General features: G+C 62.3%; 16 protein-coding genes and 1 pseudogene. 7 read left to right on the top strand and 10 right to left on the bottom strand.

Annotation, left to right across the window (positions count from 1 at the left end; all coding sequences use genetic code 11):
• Nucleotides 1–31 precede the first annotated feature (31 nt).
• The 4 genes from NKI95_RS16685 (at nucleotide 32) to NKI95_RS16670 (ending at nucleotide 4667) form a co-directional block, all read left to right on the top strand.
• On the top strand, nucleotides 32–523 hold the full coding sequence (locus NKI95_RS16685) for an Lrp/AsnC family transcriptional regulator (RefSeq protein ID WP_352718108.1): 492 nt from the start codon (nucleotides 32–34) through the stop codon (nucleotides 521–523).
• A gap of 127 nt (nucleotides 524–650) precedes the next feature.
• Nucleotides 651–2144, top strand: coding sequence for an NAD-dependent succinate-semialdehyde dehydrogenase (locus NKI95_RS16680; protein ID WP_352718106.1), 1494 nt, complete (start codon nucleotides 651–653; stop codon nucleotides 2142–2144).
• 34 nt (nucleotides 2145–2178) lie between these two features.
• Entirely contained in the window at nucleotides 2179–3558 is a 1380-nt protein-coding gene (locus NKI95_RS16675; RefSeq protein WP_352718104.1) for an aspartate aminotransferase family protein, read from the top strand.
• 8 nt (nucleotides 3559–3566) lie between these two features.
• On the top strand, nucleotides 3567–4667 hold the full coding sequence (locus NKI95_RS16670; RefSeq protein WP_352718102.1) for an alcohol dehydrogenase family protein: 1101 nt from the start codon (nucleotides 3567–3569) through the stop codon (nucleotides 4665–4667).
• Nucleotides 4668–4672: 5 nt separating this feature from the next.
• Here NKI95_RS16670 and NKI95_RS16665 read toward each other — a convergent pair whose 3' ends face one another.
• Nucleotides 4673–6049: an aspartate aminotransferase family protein gene (locus tag NKI95_RS16665; protein ID WP_352718100.1), complete on the bottom strand. Its 1377-nt coding sequence runs from the start codon at nucleotides 6047–6049 to the stop codon at nucleotides 4673–4675.
• Between the two features lie 167 nt (nucleotides 6050–6216).
• Here NKI95_RS16665 and NKI95_RS16660 point away from each other — a divergent pair, with 167 nt between their 5' ends.
• Both NKI95_RS16660 and ftsZ read left to right on the top strand, forming a co-directional pair.
• Entirely contained in the window at nucleotides 6217–7335 is a 1119-nt protein-coding gene (locus NKI95_RS16660) for an NAD(P)/FAD-dependent oxidoreductase (RefSeq protein ID WP_352718098.1), read from the top strand.
• 221 nt (nucleotides 7336–7556) lie between these two features.
• Nucleotides 7557–8564, top strand: coding sequence for a cell division protein FtsZ (gene ftsZ / locus NKI95_RS16655; protein ID WP_023677189.1), 1008 nt, complete (start codon nucleotides 7557–7559; stop codon nucleotides 8562–8564).
• 44 nt (nucleotides 8565–8608) lie between these two features.
• Here the strand turns inward: ftsZ and NKI95_RS16650 are convergent, their stop codons facing one another.
• The 7 genes and pseudogenes from NKI95_RS16650 to NKI95_RS16620 form a co-directional block, all read right to left on the bottom strand.
• Nucleotides 8609–9625, bottom strand: coding sequence for a phosphotransferase family protein (locus NKI95_RS16650; RefSeq protein ID WP_352718282.1), 1017 nt, complete (start codon nucleotides 9623–9625; stop codon nucleotides 8609–8611).
• Between the two features lie 7 nt (nucleotides 9626–9632).
• A complete protein-coding gene (locus NKI95_RS16645) occupies nucleotides 9633–10874 on the bottom strand; it encodes an acyl-CoA dehydrogenase family protein (RefSeq protein WP_352718281.1) in 1242 nt (413 codons plus the stop codon).
• Between the two features lie 223 nt (nucleotides 10875–11097).
• Nucleotides 11098–13238: pseudogene (locus tag NKI95_RS16640) on the bottom strand (beta-galactosidase).
• 78 nt (nucleotides 13239–13316) lie between these two features.
• A complete protein-coding gene (locus NKI95_RS16635) occupies nucleotides 13317–14396 on the bottom strand; it encodes an ABC transporter ATP-binding protein (RefSeq protein WP_352718097.1) in 1080 nt (359 codons plus the stop codon).
• Nucleotides 14397–14457: 61 nt separating this feature from the next.
• Nucleotides 14458–15309 carry a carbohydrate ABC transporter permease gene (locus NKI95_RS16630; protein WP_352718095.1) on the bottom strand — a complete coding sequence of 284 codons (852 nt, stop codon included), beginning with the start codon at nucleotides 15307–15309 and terminating at the stop codon, nucleotides 14458–14460.
• On the bottom strand, nucleotides 15309–16193 hold the full coding sequence (locus NKI95_RS16625) for a carbohydrate ABC transporter permease (RefSeq protein ID WP_023677182.1): 885 nt from the start codon (nucleotides 16191–16193) through the stop codon (nucleotides 15309–15311). Before NKI95_RS16625 ends, NKI95_RS16630 begins: the two co-directional genes overlap by 1 nt.
• A 71-nt stretch (nucleotides 16194–16264) precedes the next feature.
• Nucleotides 16265–17536 (bottom strand): ABC transporter substrate-binding protein, encoded by a 1272-nt coding sequence (locus tag NKI95_RS16620; protein WP_352718093.1) that lies wholly within the window; start codon nucleotides 17534–17536, stop codon nucleotides 16265–16267.
• A gap of 250 nt (nucleotides 17537–17786) precedes the next feature.
• Here NKI95_RS16620 and NKI95_RS16615 point away from each other — a divergent pair, with 250 nt between their 5' ends.
• Nucleotides 17787–18989 (top strand): ROK family transcriptional regulator, encoded by a 1203-nt coding sequence (locus NKI95_RS16615; protein WP_352718091.1) that lies wholly within the window; start codon nucleotides 17787–17789, stop codon nucleotides 18987–18989.
• 60 nt (nucleotides 18990–19049) lie between these two features.
• Here NKI95_RS16615 and NKI95_RS16610 read toward each other — a convergent pair whose 3' ends face one another.
• Together NKI95_RS16610 and NKI95_RS16605 are read right to left on the bottom strand one after the other, a co-directional pair.
• Complete coding sequence (locus NKI95_RS16610) at nucleotides 19050–20420, bottom strand: alpha-glucosidase/alpha-galactosidase (protein ID WP_352718089.1); 1371 nt, start codon at nucleotides 20418–20420, stop codon at nucleotides 19050–19052.
• A gap of 21 nt (nucleotides 20421–20441) precedes the next feature.
• Nucleotides 20442–22109 (bottom strand): ABC transporter ATP-binding protein, encoded by a 1668-nt coding sequence (locus NKI95_RS16605; protein WP_352718280.1) that lies wholly within the window; start codon nucleotides 22107–22109, stop codon nucleotides 20442–20444.
• Nucleotides 22110–22111: the final 2 nt, after the last annotated feature.

The raw sequence follows: 22111 nt of genomic DNA, 5'->3' as shown, positions 1-22111 counted from the left end.
TCATGGTGTCCGGCACTGGAAGTGGACGATCATGGCTGCAGCGAAACTCGATCCGATCGACCTGAAAATCCTCGACGCCATCCAGCGCGACGGGCGCATCACCAAGCTGGCGCTGGCCGAGAAGGTCGGCCTGTCGCCGACGCCTTGCTGGATGCGGCTGCGCAAGCTGGAAAAGGCCGGCATCGTCTCGGGCTACCATGCCAGGATCGCCATGCGCGCCATCGCGCCGGTCGCCACCGTGCTGATGGAGGTGACGCTTGCCAGCCACCGCCAGGCCGATTTCGACCGTTTCGAGCGCGTCATCCGCGACATCCCCGAGATCGTCGCATGCTGGTCTGTCGGCGGCGGCGTCGACTATCTGCTGAAGGTGATGGCGCGCGACATCGACGCCTATCAGCGGCTGGTCGACACTCTGCTCGAACGCGAGATCGGCATAGACCGCTATTTCACCTACATCGTCACCAAGACGGTGAAGGAGGACAGTGTGCTGCCGGTGGCGGATCTGTTGCCGGCATCTTCCTGATACCGGAGAGATCGTCTGCCCGGGCGATGCAATAGAGACAATCTCTCTACGTGCAGGCACGCAAACAGCCTCTCTGTTTGCGCGGCAGAGATAGTCTTGCGGCATCACCCGAACCGGGAGCCCGATGATGTCCGCACATTTTGCCCGCTCGCAGCGCCATGAAGCACTTGATCGCCTCGTCGACCGACGGCTGCTGCGCGAACTCGCCTATGTCGCTGGCCACTGGACGGCGAGTGAGACCGCGGAGAGCTTCGAGGTGACCGATCCGGCCACCGGATCCACCGTCGCTTTTGTTGCCGCGCTCGATGCCCGGCAGACCACATTGGCGATCGATGCGGCATCGCGCGCGTTTCCCGCCTGGCGCGCATTGCTGCCGCAGGAACGGTCGAAAATCTTGCGAAAATGGTTCGATCTGATCGTCGCCGTCAAAAATGACCTGGCCCTGCTGATGACGCTAGAACAAGGCAAGCCGCTGAAGGAATCGCTCGGCGAGATCGATTACGCAGCCTCCTTCGTCGAGTGGTATGCCGAGGAGGCCAAACGCCTCAACGCCGAAAGCGTCACCAGCCATCTGCCAAACGCTGAGATGATGGTGCGGCGCGAACCGCTTGGTGTCGTCGGCGTCGTCACGCCGTGGAATTTTCCTGCGGCGATGCTGACCCGCAAGGCGGCGGCCGCCCTCGCCGCCGGCTGCACCATCGTCGCGCACCCCTCGTCGGAAACGCCGCTGTCGGCACTGGCGCTAGCCGAACTTGGCGAGCGCGCTGGCGTGCCGGCTGGCGTCTTCAACGTTCTCACCGGCAAGGCCTCGACCATCGTTGGGCGGATGTGCGAAGACCCGCGCGTTCGCGCCATGAGCTTCACCGGCTCGACCGAGATCGGCAGGTTGATCGCCGCGCAGAGTGCGCCGACGATGAAGCGTCTTGTGATGGAACTCGGCGGTCATGCGCCGCTGGTCGTCTTCGCCGACGCCGATCTCGACAAGGCTGTGACCATCGCCGTCGACGCCAAATTCGCCACCTCCGGCCAGGACTGCCTCGCCGCCAACCGCATCTATGTCCAGCGTCCGCTATACGATCCGTTCTGCGCTGCTTTCGCCAGACGCGTCGAGGCATTGCGGACCGGCAATGGCCTCGCTGACGACACCGAAATCGGACCCTTGATGCACGAACGCGCCGTCAAAAAGGTCGAGGAGCAGGTGGCCGATGCGCTCGCCAAAGGCGCGCGCTGCCTGACCGGCGGCAAGCGCCATCCGGCCGGGCCGCTGTTCTACCAGCCGACCCTGCTGGCCGGTGTTGACGACGACGCCCTGATCATGCGCGAGGAGACCTTCGGTCCGGTCGCCGCCGTGACGCCCTTCGACAGCGAAGACGAAGTCGTCGCCCGCGCCAATGCCACCGAATACGGCCTCGTCGCCTATGTCGTGACTGAGAATGGCGGTAGGCAATTGCGCATGGGCCGGGCGCTCGACTATGGCATGGTCGCCATCAACCGCGTCAAGATCACCGGCGCGCCGGTCCCGTTCGGCGGCGTCAAGCAGTCCGGCATCGGCCGCGAGGGTTCGCGTCACGGGCTCGAAGCCTTTACCGATCTCAAATATCTCTGCCTCGACGTGGCGTGAGCCGCGCCGACACATTTTCCTCAGGAGTAGAAAAATGCTCGACCAGTCAAACGAACTCGCCGCGTGGGATCGCGATCACTTCTTCCATCCCTCGACCCATATGGGAACGCATGCGCGTGGCGAGAGCCCGACGCGTGTGATCGCCGGTGGCGAAGGCGTCACCATCTGGGACAATAACGGCAAGAAGAGCATCGATGCCTTCGCCGGGCTCTATTGCGTCAATGTCGGTTATGGCCGCCAGAAGATCGCCGACGCCATCGCCGCACAGGCCAAGAACCTCGCCTATTACCACGCCTATGTCGGGCACGGCACCGAGGCGTCGATCACGCTTTCCAAGATGATCATCGACCGCGCGCCGCAAGGCATGTCGAGGGTCTATTTCGGGCTCTCCGGTTCCGACGCCAACGAAACCAATATCAAGCTGATCTGGTACTACAACAACGTGCTCGGCCGGCCCGAGAAGAAGAAGATCATCTCGCGCTGGCGCGGTTATCACGGCTCCGGCATCATGACCGGATCGCTGACCGGCCTCGACCTGTTCCACAACGCCTTCGACCTGCCGCGTGCGCCGGTCCTGCACACCGAGGCGCCCTACTATTTCCGCCGCGCCGACCGCTCGCTGAGCGAAGAGCAGTTTTCGCAATACTGCGCCGACAAGCTCGAGGAGATGATCCTCGCCGAAGGGCCGGAAACGGTCGCCGCTTTCATCGGCGAGCCGATCCTCGGCACCGGCGGCATCGTACCGCCGCCGGCCGGCTACTGGGAGAAGATCCAGGCGGTGCTGAAGAAGTACGACGTGCTTTTGATCGCCGATGAAGTGGTCACCGGCTTCGGCCGATTGGGTACCATGTTCGGCTCCGACCACTACGGCATCAAGCCCGACCTGATCACCATCGCCAAGGGCCTGACCTCGGCATATGCGCCGCTCTCCGGCGTCATCGTCTCCGACAAGGTGTGGCAGGTGCTGGTGCAGGGTTCAGACAAGCTCGGCTCGCTCGGCCATGGCTGGACCTATTCGGCGCATCCGATCTGCGTTGCCGCCGGTGTCGCCAACCTGGAACTGATCGACGAGATGGACCTGGTGCGGAACGCCGGCGAGACCGGTGCCTATTTCCGCGCCGAACTGACGAAAGCCGTCGGTGGCCACAAAAACGTCGGCGAGGTACGCGGCGACGGCATGCTGGCGGCGATCGAGTTCGTCGCCGACAAGAACGATCGCGTATTCTTCGATGCCTCGCAAAAGATCGGACCGCAGGTCGCGACCACCCTTGCGGCAAGCGGCGTCATCGGCCGCGCCATGCCGCAGGGCGACATTCTCGGTTTTGCGCCGCCGCTCTGCCTGACGCGGCAAGAGGCCGACATCGTCGTCTCCAAGACGGCCGACGCGGTGAAGAGCGTGTTTGCCAATATCTGAAAACCGACATGAATGCCATGACCAAGACCATCCCCGCCACCATGGCCGCCGTGCAGTTGATCGGTCACGGCGGACCGGAAAAGCTCGTCTACCGCACCGACGTCAAAGTACCTTCGCCCGCTCTGGGCGAGGTGCTGGTCAAGGTCACCGCTTGCGGCATGAACAACACCGATGTCTGGGTGCGCCAGGGCGCCTATGGCACTGAGGAGGATGCCGCGGCCGTGTCGACCTGGCGCCGCCAAGGCAACACGCTGACCTTCCCGCGCATCCAGGGCACCGACACGGTCGGCAACATCGTTGCCGTCGGCGACGGCGTGTCGCCGGCCCGCATCGGCGAGCGGGTGATGGTCGACTTCTCCATCTACAATCGCGACGACGATTCATTGGCCGACATCGACTATATGGGCCATGGCCGCGACGGCGGCTATGCCGAGTACCAGACAGTGCCGGCCGAGAACGCCCATATCGTCGACACCGATCTGAGCGATGTCGAACTCGCCACTTTCTGCTGCGCCTATCTCACCGGCGAGCAGATGCTGGAACGCGCCGCATTGAAAGCCGGCGAGCGTGTGCTGGTCACCGGCGCCTCCGGCGGCGTCGGCTCCGGCCTCGTGCAGCTGGCGCGGGCGCGCGGCGCCATTCCCTATGCAATTGCCGGCAAGGGCAAGGAAAAGGCGGTGCGTGACATCGGCGCCGAGGCGGTGATCACCCGTGGCGTTGCCGATCTGCCGGCCGCCGTCAGCGCTGCGACCGAGGGCCAGCCGATCGACGTGGTGGCCGATCTGGTCGGCGGCGCGATCTTCAACGACCTCCTGCGCATCTTGAGGCCGGAAGGTCGCTACACCACGGCTGGTGCAATTGCCGGCCCCGTCGTGCAACTAGATCTGCGCACCATGTATCTGAAACAGCTGCAACTGCACGGCTCGAGCCAGGGCACGCGGGCGGATTTCCGCCGCATCGTGCGCTACATCGAGGAGAAGAAGATCCGGCCGCTGGTCGGCGGCGTCTACAAGCTCTCCGATTTCCATCGCGCCCAGGCCGATTTCATCGCCAAGGACTTCGTCGGCAAGCTGGTCGTTGTGCCGGACGCGGTCGGCGTCGCTAAATAGCGCGATCAGCTCTGCGATCGGACCTGCTTGACCGCAGCTTCGAGCGACCGTTCAAACGAGTCGATCACCTGGTCGACCTGCGGCTCGGTGATGATCAGCGGCGGGCAGAAAGCCAGCGCATCGCCCATATTGCGCGAGATGACGCCGTTCTGCTGCATGAAGCCGTTGACGAGTCCGCCCAAGGCACCGACCGTGCCCCACGGCGCCTTGTTCGCCTTGTCGCCGACCAGCTCGACCGCCGCGATCAGACCGATGCCGCGCACCTCGCCGACAAGCGGGTGCGAAGCGAGCGTGCGCAGCCGCTTCTGCATATGCGCGCCGACCGTACGCGCATTGCCGACAAGGTCGCGCTCCTCGATCAACTTCAGGTTCTCGAGCGCGACCGCTGCCGCAACAGGATGGCCGCCGCCGGTGAAGCCGTGTCCGAAGGTGCCGATACGATCGCTTTCGTCGGCAATCGGCTCGAATACCTTGTCGTTGATCAGCAGGGCCGAGATCGGCAGATAGGACGAAGAGATCTGCTTCGACAGCGCCACGATATCGGGCCTGATGCCGAAGGTCTGCGAGCCGAACATCTCACCTGTTCTGCCGAAGCCGCAGATCACCTCGTCGGCGACGAGCAAGATGTCGTATTTCGACAGCACCGCCTGGATCTTCTCCCAGTAGCCGGAAGGCGGAACGATGACGCCGCCAGCACCCATGATCGGCTCGCCGAAGAAGGCGGCGATGGTTTCCGGTCCTTCGGCCAGGATCAGCTTTTCCAGCTCGTCGGCAAGCCGCGTCGAAAACAGCTCTTCGCTTTCACCCGGCAGCGCCTCGCGCCAATGGTGCGGCGTCGAGGTATGCAGCACATTGGCAATCGGCAGATCAAAGGAAGTGTGGTTGTTGGGCAGTCCGGTCAGGCTCGCCGATGCGATGGTGACGCCGTGATAACCCTTCTTGCGGCTGATGATCTTCTTGCGCGCCGGCCGGCCGAGCGCATTCGACCGGTACCAGATCATCTTCATGGCCGTATCGTTGGCCTCTGAGCCGGAATTGGTGAAATACGCCTTGCTCATCGGCACCGGCGCCATCTGCACCAGTCTCTCGGCGAGATCGATCAGCGGCGAATGCGATTTGGAGCCGAAATCATGATAGTAAGGCAGCTTCGACATTTGCCGTACTGCCGCATCGACCAGCCGCTTCTCCGAAAAACCGACCGCGACGCTCCAAAGCCCGGCCATCGCCTCGATATAACGGTTGCCGGCAAGGTCCTCGACATAGATGCCGTCGCCCTTCTCGATGACGAGCGGTCCCGACTTCTGATGCTTGCGGGCATTCGTGTAGCCATGCATGTGAAAGCTTATGTCGCGGGCTTCGGGAGAATTCGGTCGTGCGTCCATGATGGCTCCTGTGCTGCACGCGGAAACAGTCCTGCCGCCGGTCCGCCTCGGCAGGTCCCCGTGCATTATGCCGTTTGATGCATCTTTCCCGAACGGTATAGTGTCAAGCGCTTTCGACAGGGCCAGCGGATGGATGGACGCATGCAGAACTTCGGCTTGACCTGACCGTGGACCATGTCGACTGCATTGTCGCCGGCGCCGGCGTTGTTGGCCTGGCGATCGCGCGAGAGATGGCGCAGCGCGGCATCGACACGCTGGTCCTGGAAGCCGAGAGCGCTATCGGCACCGGAACAAGTTCGCGCAACTCGGAGGTCATCCATGCCGGCCTCCACTATCCGGTTGGATCGCTGAAGGCCCGGCTCTGCGTGGCGGGCCGGGAAAAGCTCTATCGCTACTGCGACGAGCGTGTGATCCCGCATTCGCGCTGCGGCAAGCTCATCGTCGCCACAAATGCCGAACAGGAGCCCGTGCTCGCCTCAATCCGAGCCAATGCACGCGCTTGCGGCGCCGGCGACCTGATGCCGTTGCGCGAAGCCGAGGCGCATGCGCTGGAGCCCAGCCTTAAGTGTACGGCGGCGTTGCTGTCGCCCGCCACCGGGATCATCGACAGCCATGCCCTGACGCTTGCCTTGCTGGCTGATGCCGAGGCGCACGGGGCGGCACTTAGTCTCAACACCCGCATCGCCTCCGGCCGCATCGAAGCGGGCCGCGTCGTGCTCGAGACGGTGGACGCTACCGGCGGCGAGCGCTTCGAGATCGCCACTCCGCGCTTCGTCAATGCCGCCGGGCTTGGCGCCGCAGCGCTTGCCGGTTCGCTTGAAGGGCTCGACCAGCAATTCGTGCCAAAGCTCCATTATGCCAAGGGGAATTATTTTTCGGTTGTCGGCGGGGCGCCGTTCTCGCGATTGGTCTATCCGGTGCCCGAACCCGGCGGGCTCGGCGTTCATCTGACGCTCGATCTCGACGGCGTCACCCGCTTCGGGCCGGACGTCGAATGGACCGATCAACTCGACTATCGCGTCGATCCAGCTCGTGGCGAGCGCTTCTACAGCGAGATCCGAAAATATTGGCCGGACCTGGCCGATGGCAGCCTGCAGCCCGCTTACAGCGGCATCCGGCCAAAACTGTCCGGTCCCGGTGAGGCCAATGCCGACTTCGTCATCCAGGACGTGGCGGTGCACGGCGTGGATAGCCTGGTCAATCTGTTCGGCATCGAAAGCCCCGGCCTGACCTCCTGCCTGACGATTGCCGACCATGTCGCGCAGTGCCTCGCGCCGAAGTTGTAGCGTGCGGCGCCCCGCGCAACGATCTGCACTGTATCAAGGCGCATTGCGTTAACTTTCAGACGCAAGTCGCCTATGAGGCACATCGCGCACTTGCAGCCCGCTCCGCGCTCTGATTCCCTGCATTCTGGGCTGTCCTGATTCGCACTGCCCGGTTCAAAGTTTTCGCAGTGCGCCCGGGACAAGCTTCCAGCGACCACTCGGCGTATCCAGGGAGAACGGCAATGAACACCGCGACGAGGCCGGTAATCTCGGAAATGAGGCCCAAGATCACCGTCGTCGGGGTCGGCGGCGGCGGCGGCAACGCCGTCAACAACATGATCGCCGAAGGCCTGCAGGGCGCGGAATTCATCGTCGCCAACACCGATGCCCAGGCCCTTGCCATGTCGAAGGCAACGAGGCTGATCCAGTTGGGCGCTCATATCACCGAAGGTCTCGGCGCCGGGTCCCTGCCCGAGGTCGGCCGTGCCGCGGCCGTGGAATCCATCGACGAGATCATGGATCACCTTGCCGGAACGCATATGTGCTTCGTGACCGCCGGCATGGGAGGCGGAACCGGCACCGGTGCCGCGCCTGTTATAGCGCAGGCAGCGCGGGCAGCCGGAATACTGACCGTCGCCGTCGTTACCAAGCCATTCGTCTTCGAAGGCAGGCGCCGCATGTACGCTGCCGATGAGGGCATCGAGCGCCTGCGCGAAAGCGCCGATACCGTCATCGTCATCCCCAACCAGAACCTGTTCAGGATCGCCGACGCCAGAACCACGTTCGCCGACGCCTTCGCCATGGCCGACCGGGTTCTCTATGCGGGGGTCGGCTGCATTACCGATCTGATCGTCAAGGAAGGCCTGATCAATCTCGACTTCGCCGATGTAAAGTCGGTGATGCGCGACATGGGCCGCGCCATGATGGGAACCGGCGAGGCCGCCGGAGAAGGCCGCGCCAAGAAGGCGGCGGAAGCGGCAATCGCCAACCCGCTGCTCGACGAAGCTTCGATGATGGGCGCCAAGGGCGTCCTTGTCTCGATATCGGGCGGCATGGACATGACGCTGTTCGAGGTCGATGAAGCGGCTACCCGCATCCGCGAGGAGGTCGACAACGATGCCGACATCATCGTCGGCGCCATCTTCGACAAGGCACTCGCCGGAAAATTCAGGGTGTCGGTCGTGGCGACCGGCTTGCGGCGTGGCCTGGAGATTCCACTGCTGGCGGAACCGGAAGTTCGCATGAACTGAACGCGTATCGCGTGCGGCTCGCTCAGCTGATTGCCAGCCTCGCGTCACCAGGGCCGCGCGCCGTCGATGACTTCCATGGCGCGTACAGCAAAACGGCCGGCCAGCGGTCCCACGTCCGCCGCATCGGCCGCAACCGCGCTGCCGGCCAGCACGCGGTCGGCGATGCCGACGAAGATCACCGCAAAGCGGAACATGGCGAACACCAGATGGAACCGCTGCAGCGGCGCCGTCGGCACGGCGTGGGCGAAGTAATGATCGAGGAATTCGCGCTGTGTCGGAATACCGAGCGCCGCCTGATCGAGGCCGAGGATGCCGCCATATTCGTCTGATGAGGAGTGCCAGGGCATCGAGCAAAAGCCGAGATCAGCAAGCGGATGGCCGAGCGTCGACAATTCCCAGTCGAGTATGCCGATCACTTCGGGCCGCTCGGAATGAAAGATGAGATTGCCGAGACGGAAATCGCCATGCGCGATCGAGACGCGGCCGTCGTCTGGCGGAAGATTTCGCGGCAGCCATTCGGCTACGGCTTCGAGCGCGGCGATGCGGTCGCTCGGCGATTCCCGCAACTGTCTGGTCCAGCGCGCAATCTGTCGTTCGAAGTAATTTCCTGGCCGGCCGTAGTCGCCGAGCCCGATCTCTTCCGGCCGGACGGCGTGCAGCTTCGCCAGCGCCTCGGCCATGCCAAAATAGACGCCGCGCCGCTCGTCCCGCGCCAGTCCCGGCAACGAGCCATCGTGGAACACCCGGCCGTCGAGCCGCTGCATCAGATAGAACGGCGTGCCGAGCGGCTCGTCGCCGTCGTGAAGGAGCACCGGCCGCGGCACGGGCACGTCTGTCGCCGCTAGCGCTTCGATCACCCTGTATTCGCGATCGACGGCATGAGCGCCGCGCAGGATCGGTCCCGGGGGTTTCTTGCGCAGCACCATGCGGCGGCCGCCGTAGTCGACGAAATAGGTCGGGTTGGATTGGCCGCCGACGATCCGCTCAAGCGACATCTGGCCATCGCCAAAATGCGCTCTCAGAAAATCCTCCAGGCGTACTGGATCGAAATCCATCCTCATTGCCGGCTCAGCGGTTCCCGCCGCGACCTGTTTCGTCTTGTCTGCCGGCTTCGACATGCCAGCGCCAGAAGCCTGTACCTTCCTCGTTGAGGAAGCGGTTGAGCACCATCTTGTGAACCTCGTCGGCGCCGTCGACCAGGCGAGCCTGGCGGGCATAGCGGTAGATCCATTCGAGTACAGTGTCTTTCGAATAGCCGCGGGCGCCGTTGATCTGGATCGCCACGTCGGCGGCGTCATGCAGCACGTTGGCGACCTGGATCTTGGCCATGGAGACCTCCTTGCGGGCAAAGCCGCCGCGGTCGAGCTCCCAGGCCGCCTTCACCACGAGCAGCCGCCCGATCTCGATGCGCATGGCAAGGTCGCCGAGCATCAGCTGGATACTCTCGCGGTCGGCCAAAAGCTGCCCGAAGCCGCTACGCTCGGCGGCATAAGCGCGCGCGATTTCGATGCAGCGCTTGGCAAGGCCGAGCCAGCGCATGCAATGAGTGAGCCGCGCTGGACCGAGCCGGACCTGTGTAACCATGAGGCCGCTGCCTTCACCAGCAAGCACATCCTCGACCGGGATTTCAAGCCCGTCGAATTCCAGCTCGCAATGGCCGCCATGCTCTTCCGGTCCCATGATCTCGATGCGCCGCAGGATCCGCCAGCCCGGCTGGTCCTTGTGGAACAGCAAGGCCGAAAGGCCATGACGCGGATCGTCCGAAGTGCGCGCTATGAGAATGAAGTGGCTCGCGTCTTGCGCCCCGGTGATGAACCATTTGCGGCCTTTGACGACGTATCTGTCGCCGCGCCGTTCGGCTCTGGTCATGATCATCGACGGGTCGGAGCCGCCGCCCGGATGCGGTTCCGTCATTGCAAAAGCCGAGCGTATCTTGCCCTCGACGATCGGTTTCAGCCATCTTTGCTTCTGCTCCGGCGTCCCCAGCCGTTCCAGCACCATCATGTTGCCATCGTCGGGGGCCGCAGAATTGAACACGACCGGACCGAAGATCGAGCGGTTCATCTCTTCATAGCAGACGGCCATATCCACCTTGGAAAGGCCGGCCCCGCCGGTCTCGGGTTTCAGCTGCAGGCACCACAGGCCGGCTGCCTTCGCCTTGCCCCGCAACGTTTCGAGCAGCGGCAGTGCGATATTGCCATGGCCGTCATAGGAAGCCTTGTCTGCCTCGAGCGACAGTATCTCGCGCTCGACGAAGTCGGCGATCCGGCTACGGAAGGCCTCGGTGCGGACGGAAATGTCGAAATTCATGGCGCTCACAAGGATGAAACGAGATGCCGCCATCGGCTCCGATGGTCGCGCCGGTAGTGTAACTGCCGTCGTTGACTGGGAGCAACAGCAGTGCGCCGGCCGTTCCTTGCGCACGTCAAAGCGCCGGTTCGATATGGATCGATGCCGGCGTGCTGCCGATGCCGGTCGAATTCCAGGATCAAAGAGTACTCAGGTTTCGTATGGCTAACGTCCGCGACAATGCTCAGATCAATTCGATGACAGCGCAGCCATAGCCGTCCAGCGTCAACACTCCGGAGACAGGCACTTCGCTATCGAGCAGGTTGCTGCCGGAGGGAACGCCGGTTACCGCAACGGGCGTGTCTTTGATGTTTTGCACGAACAGCAGCCGGCGTTCGTCATACTCGCGCATCGTGACCTCGACGCCGTCCGGCAGATCCGGAACCAGAGGCCCCACATTCGCATCCACGAAAGTGCGCGTAGCGAGTTGAGCTGTCAGCTCCGGGGTTAGATAAGTGCCGACATAGAGCACACGGCCCTTGCCGACGGCGCGGGAGGTAATTGCAGGCGCTCCCACCGCGTAGCGGTTCGACCAAGCCCCGATAATTTCGACTTCCGGTTCGACTGCGAGGTTCTCATAGAAATAACCGGCATCGAACTCGTGGTTTCCGACGGTAAAACGACGGATACGGCGGCTGGATTCGGCCGGTCTGTCGGGAGGAATGACGAGCCCGCCGGAGCGCGACATGGTGTTGAACAGGCCATTGGCCCCAGGTGCCGCCAGCCGCCCGAAATCCTCGACGCGAACGCCAGTCAGCTTGGACAGCGACCGGCCCGGCGCTGTCTCGCGGATGACGTGGTTGTTTTCGTCGCGGGTTCCCGTGCGCGCGCCGATGATGACGGTACCGCCATTTTCGGCAAAGACTTGCAGCCGCTCGGTCCAGCTGTCCTTCCAGATCACCCAATGCGGCACGTAGAACACCTTGAGCTTCGACAGATCGTCTTCCGGGTGGATGAAGCCGCAGGCGATGCCGCGGTCATAGCAATACTGATGCAGCAAGGTTGCATCATCCTGCGGACTTGGCAGGCCGATGGGGAAGGTCTTGTGGGCTTCCTGATTGTCGAAGTCCGAGCCGGCGATGCCGACATCCATCCGCACATGGGTGCCTAGGATCTTGTCTTTAAGCGCCGTCATCTCGGTGGCGAACTGCCTCGCTTCGTCATAGCGGCGGCGAGCGACATCATCGTGATCGATGATGCCCATCCAGTATATCTCGGCGCCGAAATGCGCGGGACGCCAGCGGAAGAACATGATGCCATCGGCGCCACGCGCAACCGACGACATCGCCATGCGCCGCATTTCGCCCGGCTCCGGCGTCAGCGTGCAGAAGCCCGGCTGGGCGCCAAAGCCCGACTGTTGTTCCGGCACTATGTAGTTGCCGGAAAATCCCCTGCAGATGTCGAGATGCAGCGCCTGGATCTTGGCGTGGTTGCCTAGGCGAAAGAACTCGTCATAGAGGAACGGATAGATGTCGTAGCCGACGAAGTCGAGATCGGTGGAGAACTGGCCGCGAAAGTCGATATCGCGCAATCCGCCGAGATTGTGGAAGATAAACCAACTGGCATTCGCTTCTCTCAGGATCTCGACCTGGTCGTGCTGGAACCGTGCTGTCGAAAAGGCGAGAAAGCGGTGGTAGTCCTGGAGGTGACCGGGACCGGGAAAGGACGGTGAGAATTCCAGCGGGAAGACAATTTCGCTGAAATCGCTGTAAGCCGTCGCCCAGAAGTCGCCACCCCAGGCGAAATTCAGCCTATCTATCGTCTGGTAGGTTTCCTGGAGATAGGCTTGGAATTCCTTCAATGCCGACGGCGAATAGGATTCCGGCATGCTGGTGTTGAGTTCGTTGTCGGTCTGCCAGCCAATGACATTTGTGTTGTCGCGGTAGTGGTCCGCCATCGCCTTGGTGATCTTGCGGCTATAGTCGCGAAACACCGGGCTGCTGGTATCGGCATACTGGCGTGAGCCGTGGCTCATCGACCGGCCATTTCCATCACGCCGCAGGATTTCCGGATGTTTTGCCGTCAGCCAGCGCGGCGGAGTGGCGGTCGGCGTGCACAAGATCGTGTTGACGCCGTGACGCGCCAGCCCCTCGATTGCCCGGTCGAACAGGCTGAAATCGAAGATGCCTTCACGCGGTTCGAAAATGTGCCAGGCGAATTCGCCGAGGCGGGCGACGTTGAAGCCGGCCTCGGCCATGCGCCGGGCGTCGTTGTCCAAGTAACTCTCGTCCACATGCTGGGGTAGTGCGGCGCGCCGACCAGAAAGCGGTCGGTCTGGATCGTGCGCCAGACCGACAGGGCGCGGCCTTTTGAAGTCTTGTTCACGAAGGATACTCCTGCAGATCAGTCGGTGATGGTGGATTTGCGGGCACTGATCGTCCGCTCATCGACAGAGGAAAAGAGCTAGACGTCACGCGGCTCGACCTTGAAGCCGACGGTCGCATCCGCAGCGACGGCACTTGCATGGCCGATCTGGACGGTGACGTTGCCGCTGCCGCTTTCGGAACTGACGCATTGCAGCGGGCCGGCGTCGGCATAGAGGATGGTCTCGCGGCCGAGATGCTCGACCAGCCGTGCCCGTCCGGCAAAACTCGCCGTCTCTTCCGCGGCCAAGCTGATGCTCTCCGGCCGGATCCCCATCGTCACCCTATCCCCGACCTGTACGGATGCAGCTTCCGTCAATTCGACAGTCAAGGGAGAAAGACCGGCGGTCGACAGCGTGGCGGCGCCGCCGGAGACAGCGGCGACCGTCACTTCGAAAAAATTCATCCGGGGTGCGCCGAGGAAGCCGGCGACGAAGAGATTGGCCGGATTTCGATAGAGTTCGAGCGGAGCGCCCACCTGCTCGACCGAGCCGCGATTGAGCACGACGATACGGCTTGCCATTGTCATCGCCTCGGTCTGGTCGTGCGTGACATAGACCATGGTGGCGCCGAGCCTGGCATGCAGATCGGAAAGCTCGACGCGCATCTGCGTGCGCAAAGCTGCGTCGAGGTTGGACAATGGTTCGTCGAACAGGAACACGTCGGGCGAGCGGGTTATCGCACGGCCGATGGCCACACGCTGACGCTGGCCGCCGGAAAGCTGTTTCGGCTGCTTGTCGAGCTGGTCGGCAATGCGAAGGATCTTGGCGGCTCGCAGCACGGCGGCGTCGATCTCGGCCTTGGGGCGATGCGCCATGCGCAGGCCGAAACCCATGTTCTCGGCGACCGTCATATGCGGGTAAAGCGCATAGGACTGGAAGACCATGGCAATGCCGCGCTCACCGGGCTCGGTGGTGGTGACATCACGGCCGTTGATGAGAATCTTACCGGTCGAGACGGTTTCAAGCCCGGCGATGATCTTCAACAGCGTTGACTTGCCACAGCCGGACGGCCCAACGGTGACAATGAACTCGCCCTGTTCGACGCTGAGATCGATGCCGCGCAGCGCGTGGTAGCTGCCATAATTCTTTTGTATCTGCCGGAGTTCAAGACTGGTCATGGAGCCCTGCTTGCGAAATCAGTTTCGGATCGGGTGGGCGACGCCTTGAAGCCATGGTCGCTCATCCCTTGACCGCTCCCATGGTGAGGCCGGTGATGAAGTGCTTCTGCATTAGGAAGAACATGGCAACCGGCGGCAAAGCCACGACGATGGTGCCAGCCGAGATCAGGTTCCAGGCCGAGACCCATTCGCCGCGCAGATTGGCGAGGCCGGCGGTGACCGGTTTGACGGTATCGCTGATGGTGAGCACGACCGCCCAGAAATAATCGTTCCAGATAAAGGTGAAGAGCAGGATGGCCAGCGCTGCGAGAGCCGGCCGCACCAATGGGACCACGACATGTACCAATGTCTGAAACGGCGTCGCGCCCTCGGCCCTGGCGGCCTGAAACAGTTCTCCCGGCAAGGCGGCGATGAAGTTGCGCATGAACAGTGTCGCAAACCCGGTCTGGAACGCGATGTGGAAGATGATCAGGGCCGCCATCGTGTCGTAGAGGTTGAGCCGCACCATGAGATCGCGCACCGGGATCATCATGATCTGGTGCGGCAGGAAGTTTCCGCCGACGAACAGGGCGAAGACGAGCATGTTGCCGCGAAACCGATAACGGGCGAGCACGAACCCGGCGAGCGTGCTCAAGATGAGAACGCCCATCACCGAGGGGATGGTGATGGTCAGGCTGTTGAGGAAGTAGCGGGCCATTGGCGTCTGGGTGAAGACCGCCGTGTAGTTGTCGACCAGGCCGAATTGCGTCGGCCAGCCCCACAGATTGCCGCCCATGACATCCTGCGTAGAGCGGAACGAGGTGAGAATGATGGCAAAGAGCGGTGCCAGCCAGACAATCAGGATGCCGGTCACCAGCACGACATAGAGGCGACGCCGCCAAATAGCAGTTTCGGGAAACGGGCGAGGAAACATCAGCCGCCCCTTTCATCGGCGCGGATCATCCGCGTCAGGTACCAGGCGATGAAGACCGCCATGATCACGAACAGCACCGAAGCAATGGCCGCGCCATAGCCGAAGCGGTAGGAAAAGATGGACTGCTCGAACATCTGATAGGCAAGCACCTCGGACGAACCGAAGGGGCCGCCGCTGGTCATCACCGAGACCATGTCGAAGGAACGCAGCGCGCCGACGACGGTGACGGCGATGGCGATAAAGGTGACCTGCGTCAGCTGCGGCAACACGATGTGGCGCAGCATGTTCCAGCCCCTGGCGCCGTCGACCCGCCCGGCGCCGATCAGGTCCTCGCTGAGATTGTTGAGGCCGGCGAGATAGAGCACCATGCAGAAGGCGATCTGCGGCCACAACGCTGCGATCACGACGGCGAAGGTGACGAAGTTTTCATCCGACAGCACTGCCGGGGCGGTCGCGCCGAAGGTGCGGAAGATCAGCGCGAGAAGCCCGAATTCCGGCGTATAGACCCAGGTGAAGACAACGCCGACGGCAACCGAAGCCAGCACCAGCGGAATGAAGAACAGCGATTTGAGCAGGCGCATACCTCGGATTTTCTGGTTGACGAGCAGCGCGATGGCGAGGCCGAGCGGCGGCGCCAGCATGAACATCACCAACCAGATCAGATTGTTCTTCAGCGAAACATAGAACTGCGGGTCGGCGAACAGTTCGCGGTAGTTGCCGAGGCCGATCCAGACCATCGGGCTGAAGCCGTCCCATTCGTGCAGGCTAATCCATAGGCTCTCGACCGCAGATGCCAGAATGACGACGGAAAACAGCACAGCGGCGGGCAGAATCAGGAGTGTCGGTGTCAACCACCAGCGATGGCGGCGCCAAAGCTTCGTCATTTTGGGAGACCTCATTCACGGAAAGCATCGGGGAGCAGAGCACGAACCCCGCTCCCCTCCGCTGGGAGGCGCTAGATCTTGAAGATCCGGCGACGAGTTCCCTCGAGACGCTGAAGAATGACATCCCGGCGCTCCGGCTTGGCCATGAATTCCTGGAAGCCGACCAGGCCGGCCTGGGCCATGTCGGGATCGGTATCGCGGTCGTAATATTGCGACGTGCCGGCCACCGTCTTCGGGCTTTCCACAGCCGCGTTGACCAGCGGGTCCTTGCTGGCCGGAAGGTCGTTGCGCGGCGGAACGTTGCCGCCAGGTTCCAGATAAGGGCCGAAATTTTCCGGCTGGTAGAAGAAGGCGAGGAACTCGCGGGCACCCGCCTTGTTCTTGGCGTTGGCCGGGATGTGGACCGAATTGACCGAGAATTCTTCGTAGCGGTCGAGGGCGCCGTCAATCTTCGGGAAAGGCGCGAATGTCAGCTGCTCGAGATCCTGCTCAGGGAAAGTAGCCTTCACGAAGGCGCCGAGGTTCATCATGCCGGCCTTCTTCTGGGCGAGGAAGGCGCCGGCCTCCTGCCAGCCGAACGACGTCTGATCCGGCGTGAAGAAACCCTGCTTGATCAGTTCTTCCCAGTGGTCGAAAACAGCCTTCAGCGCCGGGTCGGTATAAGCCATCTTGGCGTTCATCAAGGCAAAGTGCTTGTCGAGACCGTTGATCCGCAGGTTCATCTGGTCGAACCATCCGGCCGCCGGCCAGAGTTCCTTGGTGCCGATGCTGACCGGAATAAGGCCGGCAGCCTTGGATTTCTGGCCGTAAGCCAGGAATTCGTCCCAGGTCGCCGGTACCGTCAGTCCGTGCTCGGCAAAGACGTCCTTGCGATAGAACATGCCCCACATCGTGCCGCCGGTCGGCAGGCCATACTGCTTGCCGTCGACCGTGACCGCACCGGTCGTGGCACCCAGCACGTCCTTATATTTCTCCTTCTCGAACAGATCCGAAATGTCGTCGAACAGGCCGCGGGTGACGAAAGCGCGCATGCGGTTTCCGGAGAACCAGAAGCAGATATCCGGCGCGCCGGCCACAAGGTAGTTGCGGATCGCGGTCTTGTGGGCCTCGTGATCCATGTTGTTGATTACAACTTTGGTGCCTGACTGCTTCTCGAAATCGGCCGCGATGCGCCGCAAAATCTGCAGGGCATCGGCATTGTTTTCGTCTGAAATGATGGTGACTTCGCTCGACTGGCTGAGTGCCGGCATCGGGAAGCCCGCGAGCGCTGCGGCGGAAATGCCGCCCGCTCCCTTCAGGAAATTGCGCCGCGTAGAGGGCTTTCCAATCCACTTGAACGTCATTGTTACTCCTCCCGTGTTGTCAATTCTCTACTGGCACTCCGGCCGGCGCGGTTGTTCTTCTTCAACGGCGCGGATCGGCAGCTCACCTCCCGGGCAAGAGAATATGCTTGCCCGCCCCTTCAGAGCGCGGTGACATTGCTAACCGGATTAATTTCGCTGACCACGGTTCGGGTGTTGAACAGTCGGGCAACTTATGCATATGTTTTCTCGAGATGCAATAATTAATTTACAAAATTAAGAAAGCGGATCCGTGAAACTCAAGGGTGACCCGAGTACGACTCGGGCGATGAACCGCAGACTGATCCTCAATCTCTTGCGGCAGGAAGGAGCGCGCAGCCGGGCCGACATAGCGTCAGTTACGGGCCTTAGTCCGGCAGCGGTCACCTTCGTCGTGGCCGACCTCATCGAGGAGGGCCTGCTGATGGAAGGCAAGACAGTCGTGGGCTCGGCTGGGCGCCGCCCTATTCCGGTGGATATCAACTATGCCAACGGCCTTGCCATAGGTTTCAAGCTGATGGTCGGATCGGTCGAATGCGTGGTCGCCGATCTTGCGACCAATCCGTTGGGCTCTCTGCGCGTCAAGCTCTCGGACAGCGATCCCGACCATATCATAGCGACCTTGGCCAAGGCGGTACCGGAGCTGATTTCGATTGTCGATCGGCCCGCTGCCAAGCTTGCCGGGATCGGCGTTTCAATGCCTGGCGTCATAGACAACCAGAAGGCTGTGTGTATCCGCAGCAATCGCTACAACTGGGACAACGTTCCCCTTGGCCCGATGCTGGCCGACCTGGTAGACGTCCCCGTGTGGCTTGAGGACGACACCAATGCCTATGCCATTGCCCAGCAACTCTTCGGCCTGGGACGCCAGCACCGCAATATGGCTGTGCTGGCGATCGGCGTCGGAATCGGCTGCGCGCTCGTCTTCGATGGCAAACTCTATCGCGGCGCGAACGGTGCCGCCGGCAAGTTCGGCCACAGCTCTTATGAGGAGAACGGCCGCCTTTGCGAGTGCGGAAAACGCGGCTGCTTGATGGCCTATTACGCCGAGCCGGCGATCCTGCGCACCTGGCGCGAAGCCACCGGGCACGACGAAGCGGATAGCAAAGTCAGCCTTATGGCAGCCTTGGCAGACCGCGAACCGCGAGCCGTCGCCATTCTCGAAGAAGCCGGACATGGCATCGGCCGGCATCTCGCCAATCTTGTCAACATCACCGACCCGGAGGTCATTGTCGTCGGCGGTGAAGCCGTGTCGTTTGGCGATGCGCTGTTTGGCCCAATGCGGCTGACGCTTGGGAAAAATACCTTTCGCGCGGCACCACCAATGCTGCTGGACTGGGAGGACAATTCCTGGGCAAGGGGAGCGGCTGCACTGGTGACGCAGAAGCTCTTTGATTTCGAAACATCGGCCGGCAACGCCGCGCCGCTTTCAAAGCAGGTCCTACGGTCGGCATAGAGCGATGAACTGGGCAGCCCTGCCCTGCTCGACAATGAACAGCCGAGTGGGATTGGCGCCTCAGGCCGCCCGAACGCTGCGCGCTCCGCGCGCCCAGGCCGGCAGCCAACCGCCATGCGCAACCAGCAAATCATCGACCAGCGACCATATCTGGTCGAGGTCGAGCTCGGCCGCCGTGTGCGGGTCCATCATCGCCGCGTGATAGATGTGCTCGCGGTTCTCGGTCATCAGCGCCTGGACCGTCAGCTCCTGGACGTTGATATTGGTGCGGATCAGCGCGGTGAGTTGCACCGGCAGGTCGCCGATGAACGTGGGTTGAATGCCCGAGGCGTCGACGAGGCATGGCACCTCGGCGGCGCAATTATATGGCAATGACGTGATGCAGCCATTGTTGCGGACGTTGCCGTAGATCACCGACGGCTCGCCGGTCCAGACCGAGTTCATGATCGAGGACGCATATTCCTTCGACTGCTCCACTTCGATCTTGTCAGCCGAGCGATAGGCTTCCGCTTGCCCCTTCCAGCGTTCGATCTGCTCGATGCAGCGCTTCGGGTATTCGTCGAGCGGGATACCGAATTTCTCGATCAGATCTTCGCGCCCGTCCTTGATGAAATAGGGCGTGTATTCCGCGAAATGTTCGGAGCTCTCGGTGACGAAGTAACCGAGGCGCTTCAGCATCTCGTAGCGCACCTTGTTCGGGCAGCGCGGGTTCCACCCCGGCTTCGGCGCCCGCCCTTCGCTGTAGGCGCGCAGCAGATCCGGATAGAGATTGCGGTAGGAGCCGTCCGGCTGGCGATGCTCGAACTTCAGGTAGAAGGCCATGTGATTGATGCCGGCCGAGCGGTAGCGAATTTCCTCGTAGGGAATGTCGAGGTCATGCGCCAGCTCCATCGCCGTGCCTTGCACCGAATGGCAAAGGCCGACCTGCTTGATGTCGGGGTATTTTTCCGCGATCGCCCAAGTGTTGATCGCCATCGGGTTGACATATTGCAGCATGATCGCCTGCGGGCAGATGGCGCGCATGTCTTCGCAGATCTTCCAGAGATGCGGCACGGTTCTCAGGCCCCGCATGATGCCGCCGACGCCGAGCGTATCGGCGATGGTCTGGCGCAGCCCGTATTTCTTCGGAACTTCGAAGTCGGTGACCGTGCAGGGCTCGTAGCCGCCGATCTGGAAGGCGACGACGACGAAATCGACGTCCGCCAGCCCCTTGCGCTGGTCCGAATAGGTTTCGGCTTTGGCCTTTACGCCAAGCGTCGAGATCAACTTGCCGACGACGATTGCGCTTTCCTCGAGCCGTTGCGGATTGATGTCCATCAGCGCGATCGTCGCGCCGGATAAAGCCGGACGCTGCAATATGTCGCCGACGATGTTCCTCATGAACACCGTCGAGCCAGCTCCGATGAAAGCGACCTTGGGATTTCTTGCCACAACGACCTCCGGCATAAGCAATCAGGCTACCTCGAAAGCGGCTTTGACCAGCCGTTCGGTGTAAGCGGTTTTGGGATGGGACAGGACTTCGTCGACCGGCCCCTCTTCGACGATCCGGCCGTGCTGCATGACGATGACGCGATGGCACAGCGCCCGCACGACCTTGAGGTCGTGCGAGATGAAGATGTAGCTCAGGCCCCGTTCGCGCTGCAGCTTGCGCAGCAGTTCGATGATCTGCGCCTGGACCGAGAGATCCAGCGCCGATGTCGGCTCGTCGAGCACGATGAATTCGGGTTCGAGCGCGACGGCGCGGGCAATCGCAATACGCTGGCGCTGGCCGCCGGAAAACTCGTGCGGGAAGCGCGACAGGATATCGCCGGGCATGCCGGCGCTGATCAGCGCCTCGCGCACCCGCTCGATCCGATCGTTCCTGGTGGCGCCCATGCGGTTGACGACCAGCCCTTCCTCGATGATCTGGCCGATCGTCATGCGCGGGTTGAGCGACGAGAACGGATCCTGGAAGACGACCTGCATGCGCGACCGCAACGGCCGCATCTGCGCCCGCGAACAGCCATGGATCGGCTGGCCATCGAAATAGATCTCGCCGCTGTCCGTGGTGTTGAGCCTGAGCAACGCCTCGCCGAAGGTGGTTTTGCCCGATCCGGATTCGCCGACGAGACCCAGCGTCTCGTGCCGGAGAAGTGTCAGGCTGAGGCTGTCGACGGCGACGAGTTCGCGCAGGTCCGGCCTCATGAACGTGCCATGCCGCAGCATGAAGGAGACGCGCACATCCTTGGCTTCAAGAATGACGTCGGCGCCTTCCGGCAACGGATTTGCCTGGCCGCGCGGCTCGGAGGCAAGCAGGTGACAGGTGTAGGGATGCTGCGGATTGGCAAACAGCTTCTCCGTCACATTGTGCTCGCGCATCTCCCCATGCTGCATGACGTAGACATAGTCGGAGAACTGCCGCACCACCGTCAGGTCGTGCGTGATCAGGATCACCGCCATGCGCAGTTTCTTCTGCAGGTTTCGGATGAGATTGAGGATCTGCGCCTGAACCGTGACGTCGAGCGCCGTCGTCGGCTCATCGGCGATCAGCACATCCGGATCGTTGGCCAGTGCCATGGCGATCATCACACGCTGGCGTTGGCCGCCGGAAAGCTGGTGCGGGTATTGCTTCAGCCGCGCCTGGGGTTCAGGAATCTGCACCTGCTGCAGCAGCTCGAGCGCTCTTGCTTCGGCCTGCCTGCGGCTCATCTTGCGATGCACCCGTATCGCCTCGACGATCTGGCTGCCGATCGTGTAGATCGGGTTGAGCGAACTCATCGGCTCCTGGAAGATCATCGAGATGCGGTCGCCGCGCAGTTTGCGCCGCGCACGCTCGGAAAATTTCAGGATGTTCGCGCCGTTGTATTCGACGGTCGATTTCGGCGACACCACCGCGCGCTTCGACAACAGCCCCATGACGGTGCGCGCCGTCACCGACTTGCCCGATCCGGACTCGCCGACAATGGCGATCGTCTCGCCGCGATAGAGCTGGAACGAGATGTCCTTGACGGCTTCGACCATGCCGTGTTCGACCTTGAAATCGACGGCGATGTTGCGGGCATCGATGACCGGGTTTTCCGAACGGCCGTCATGGTCGAGCCGGACAGGCGGTGCGAAGGATTTGACGAGCGCGTGTTGCATCA

The organism is Mesorhizobium sp. M0306 (assembly GCF_040321655.1).
In the GTDB taxonomy this organism is placed as follows: domain Bacteria; phylum Pseudomonadota; class Alphaproteobacteria; order Rhizobiales; family Rhizobiaceae; genus Mesorhizobium.
Note: the sequence above shows the minus strand (reverse complement) of the source record. Positions and strands in the feature narration are given on the sequence as shown.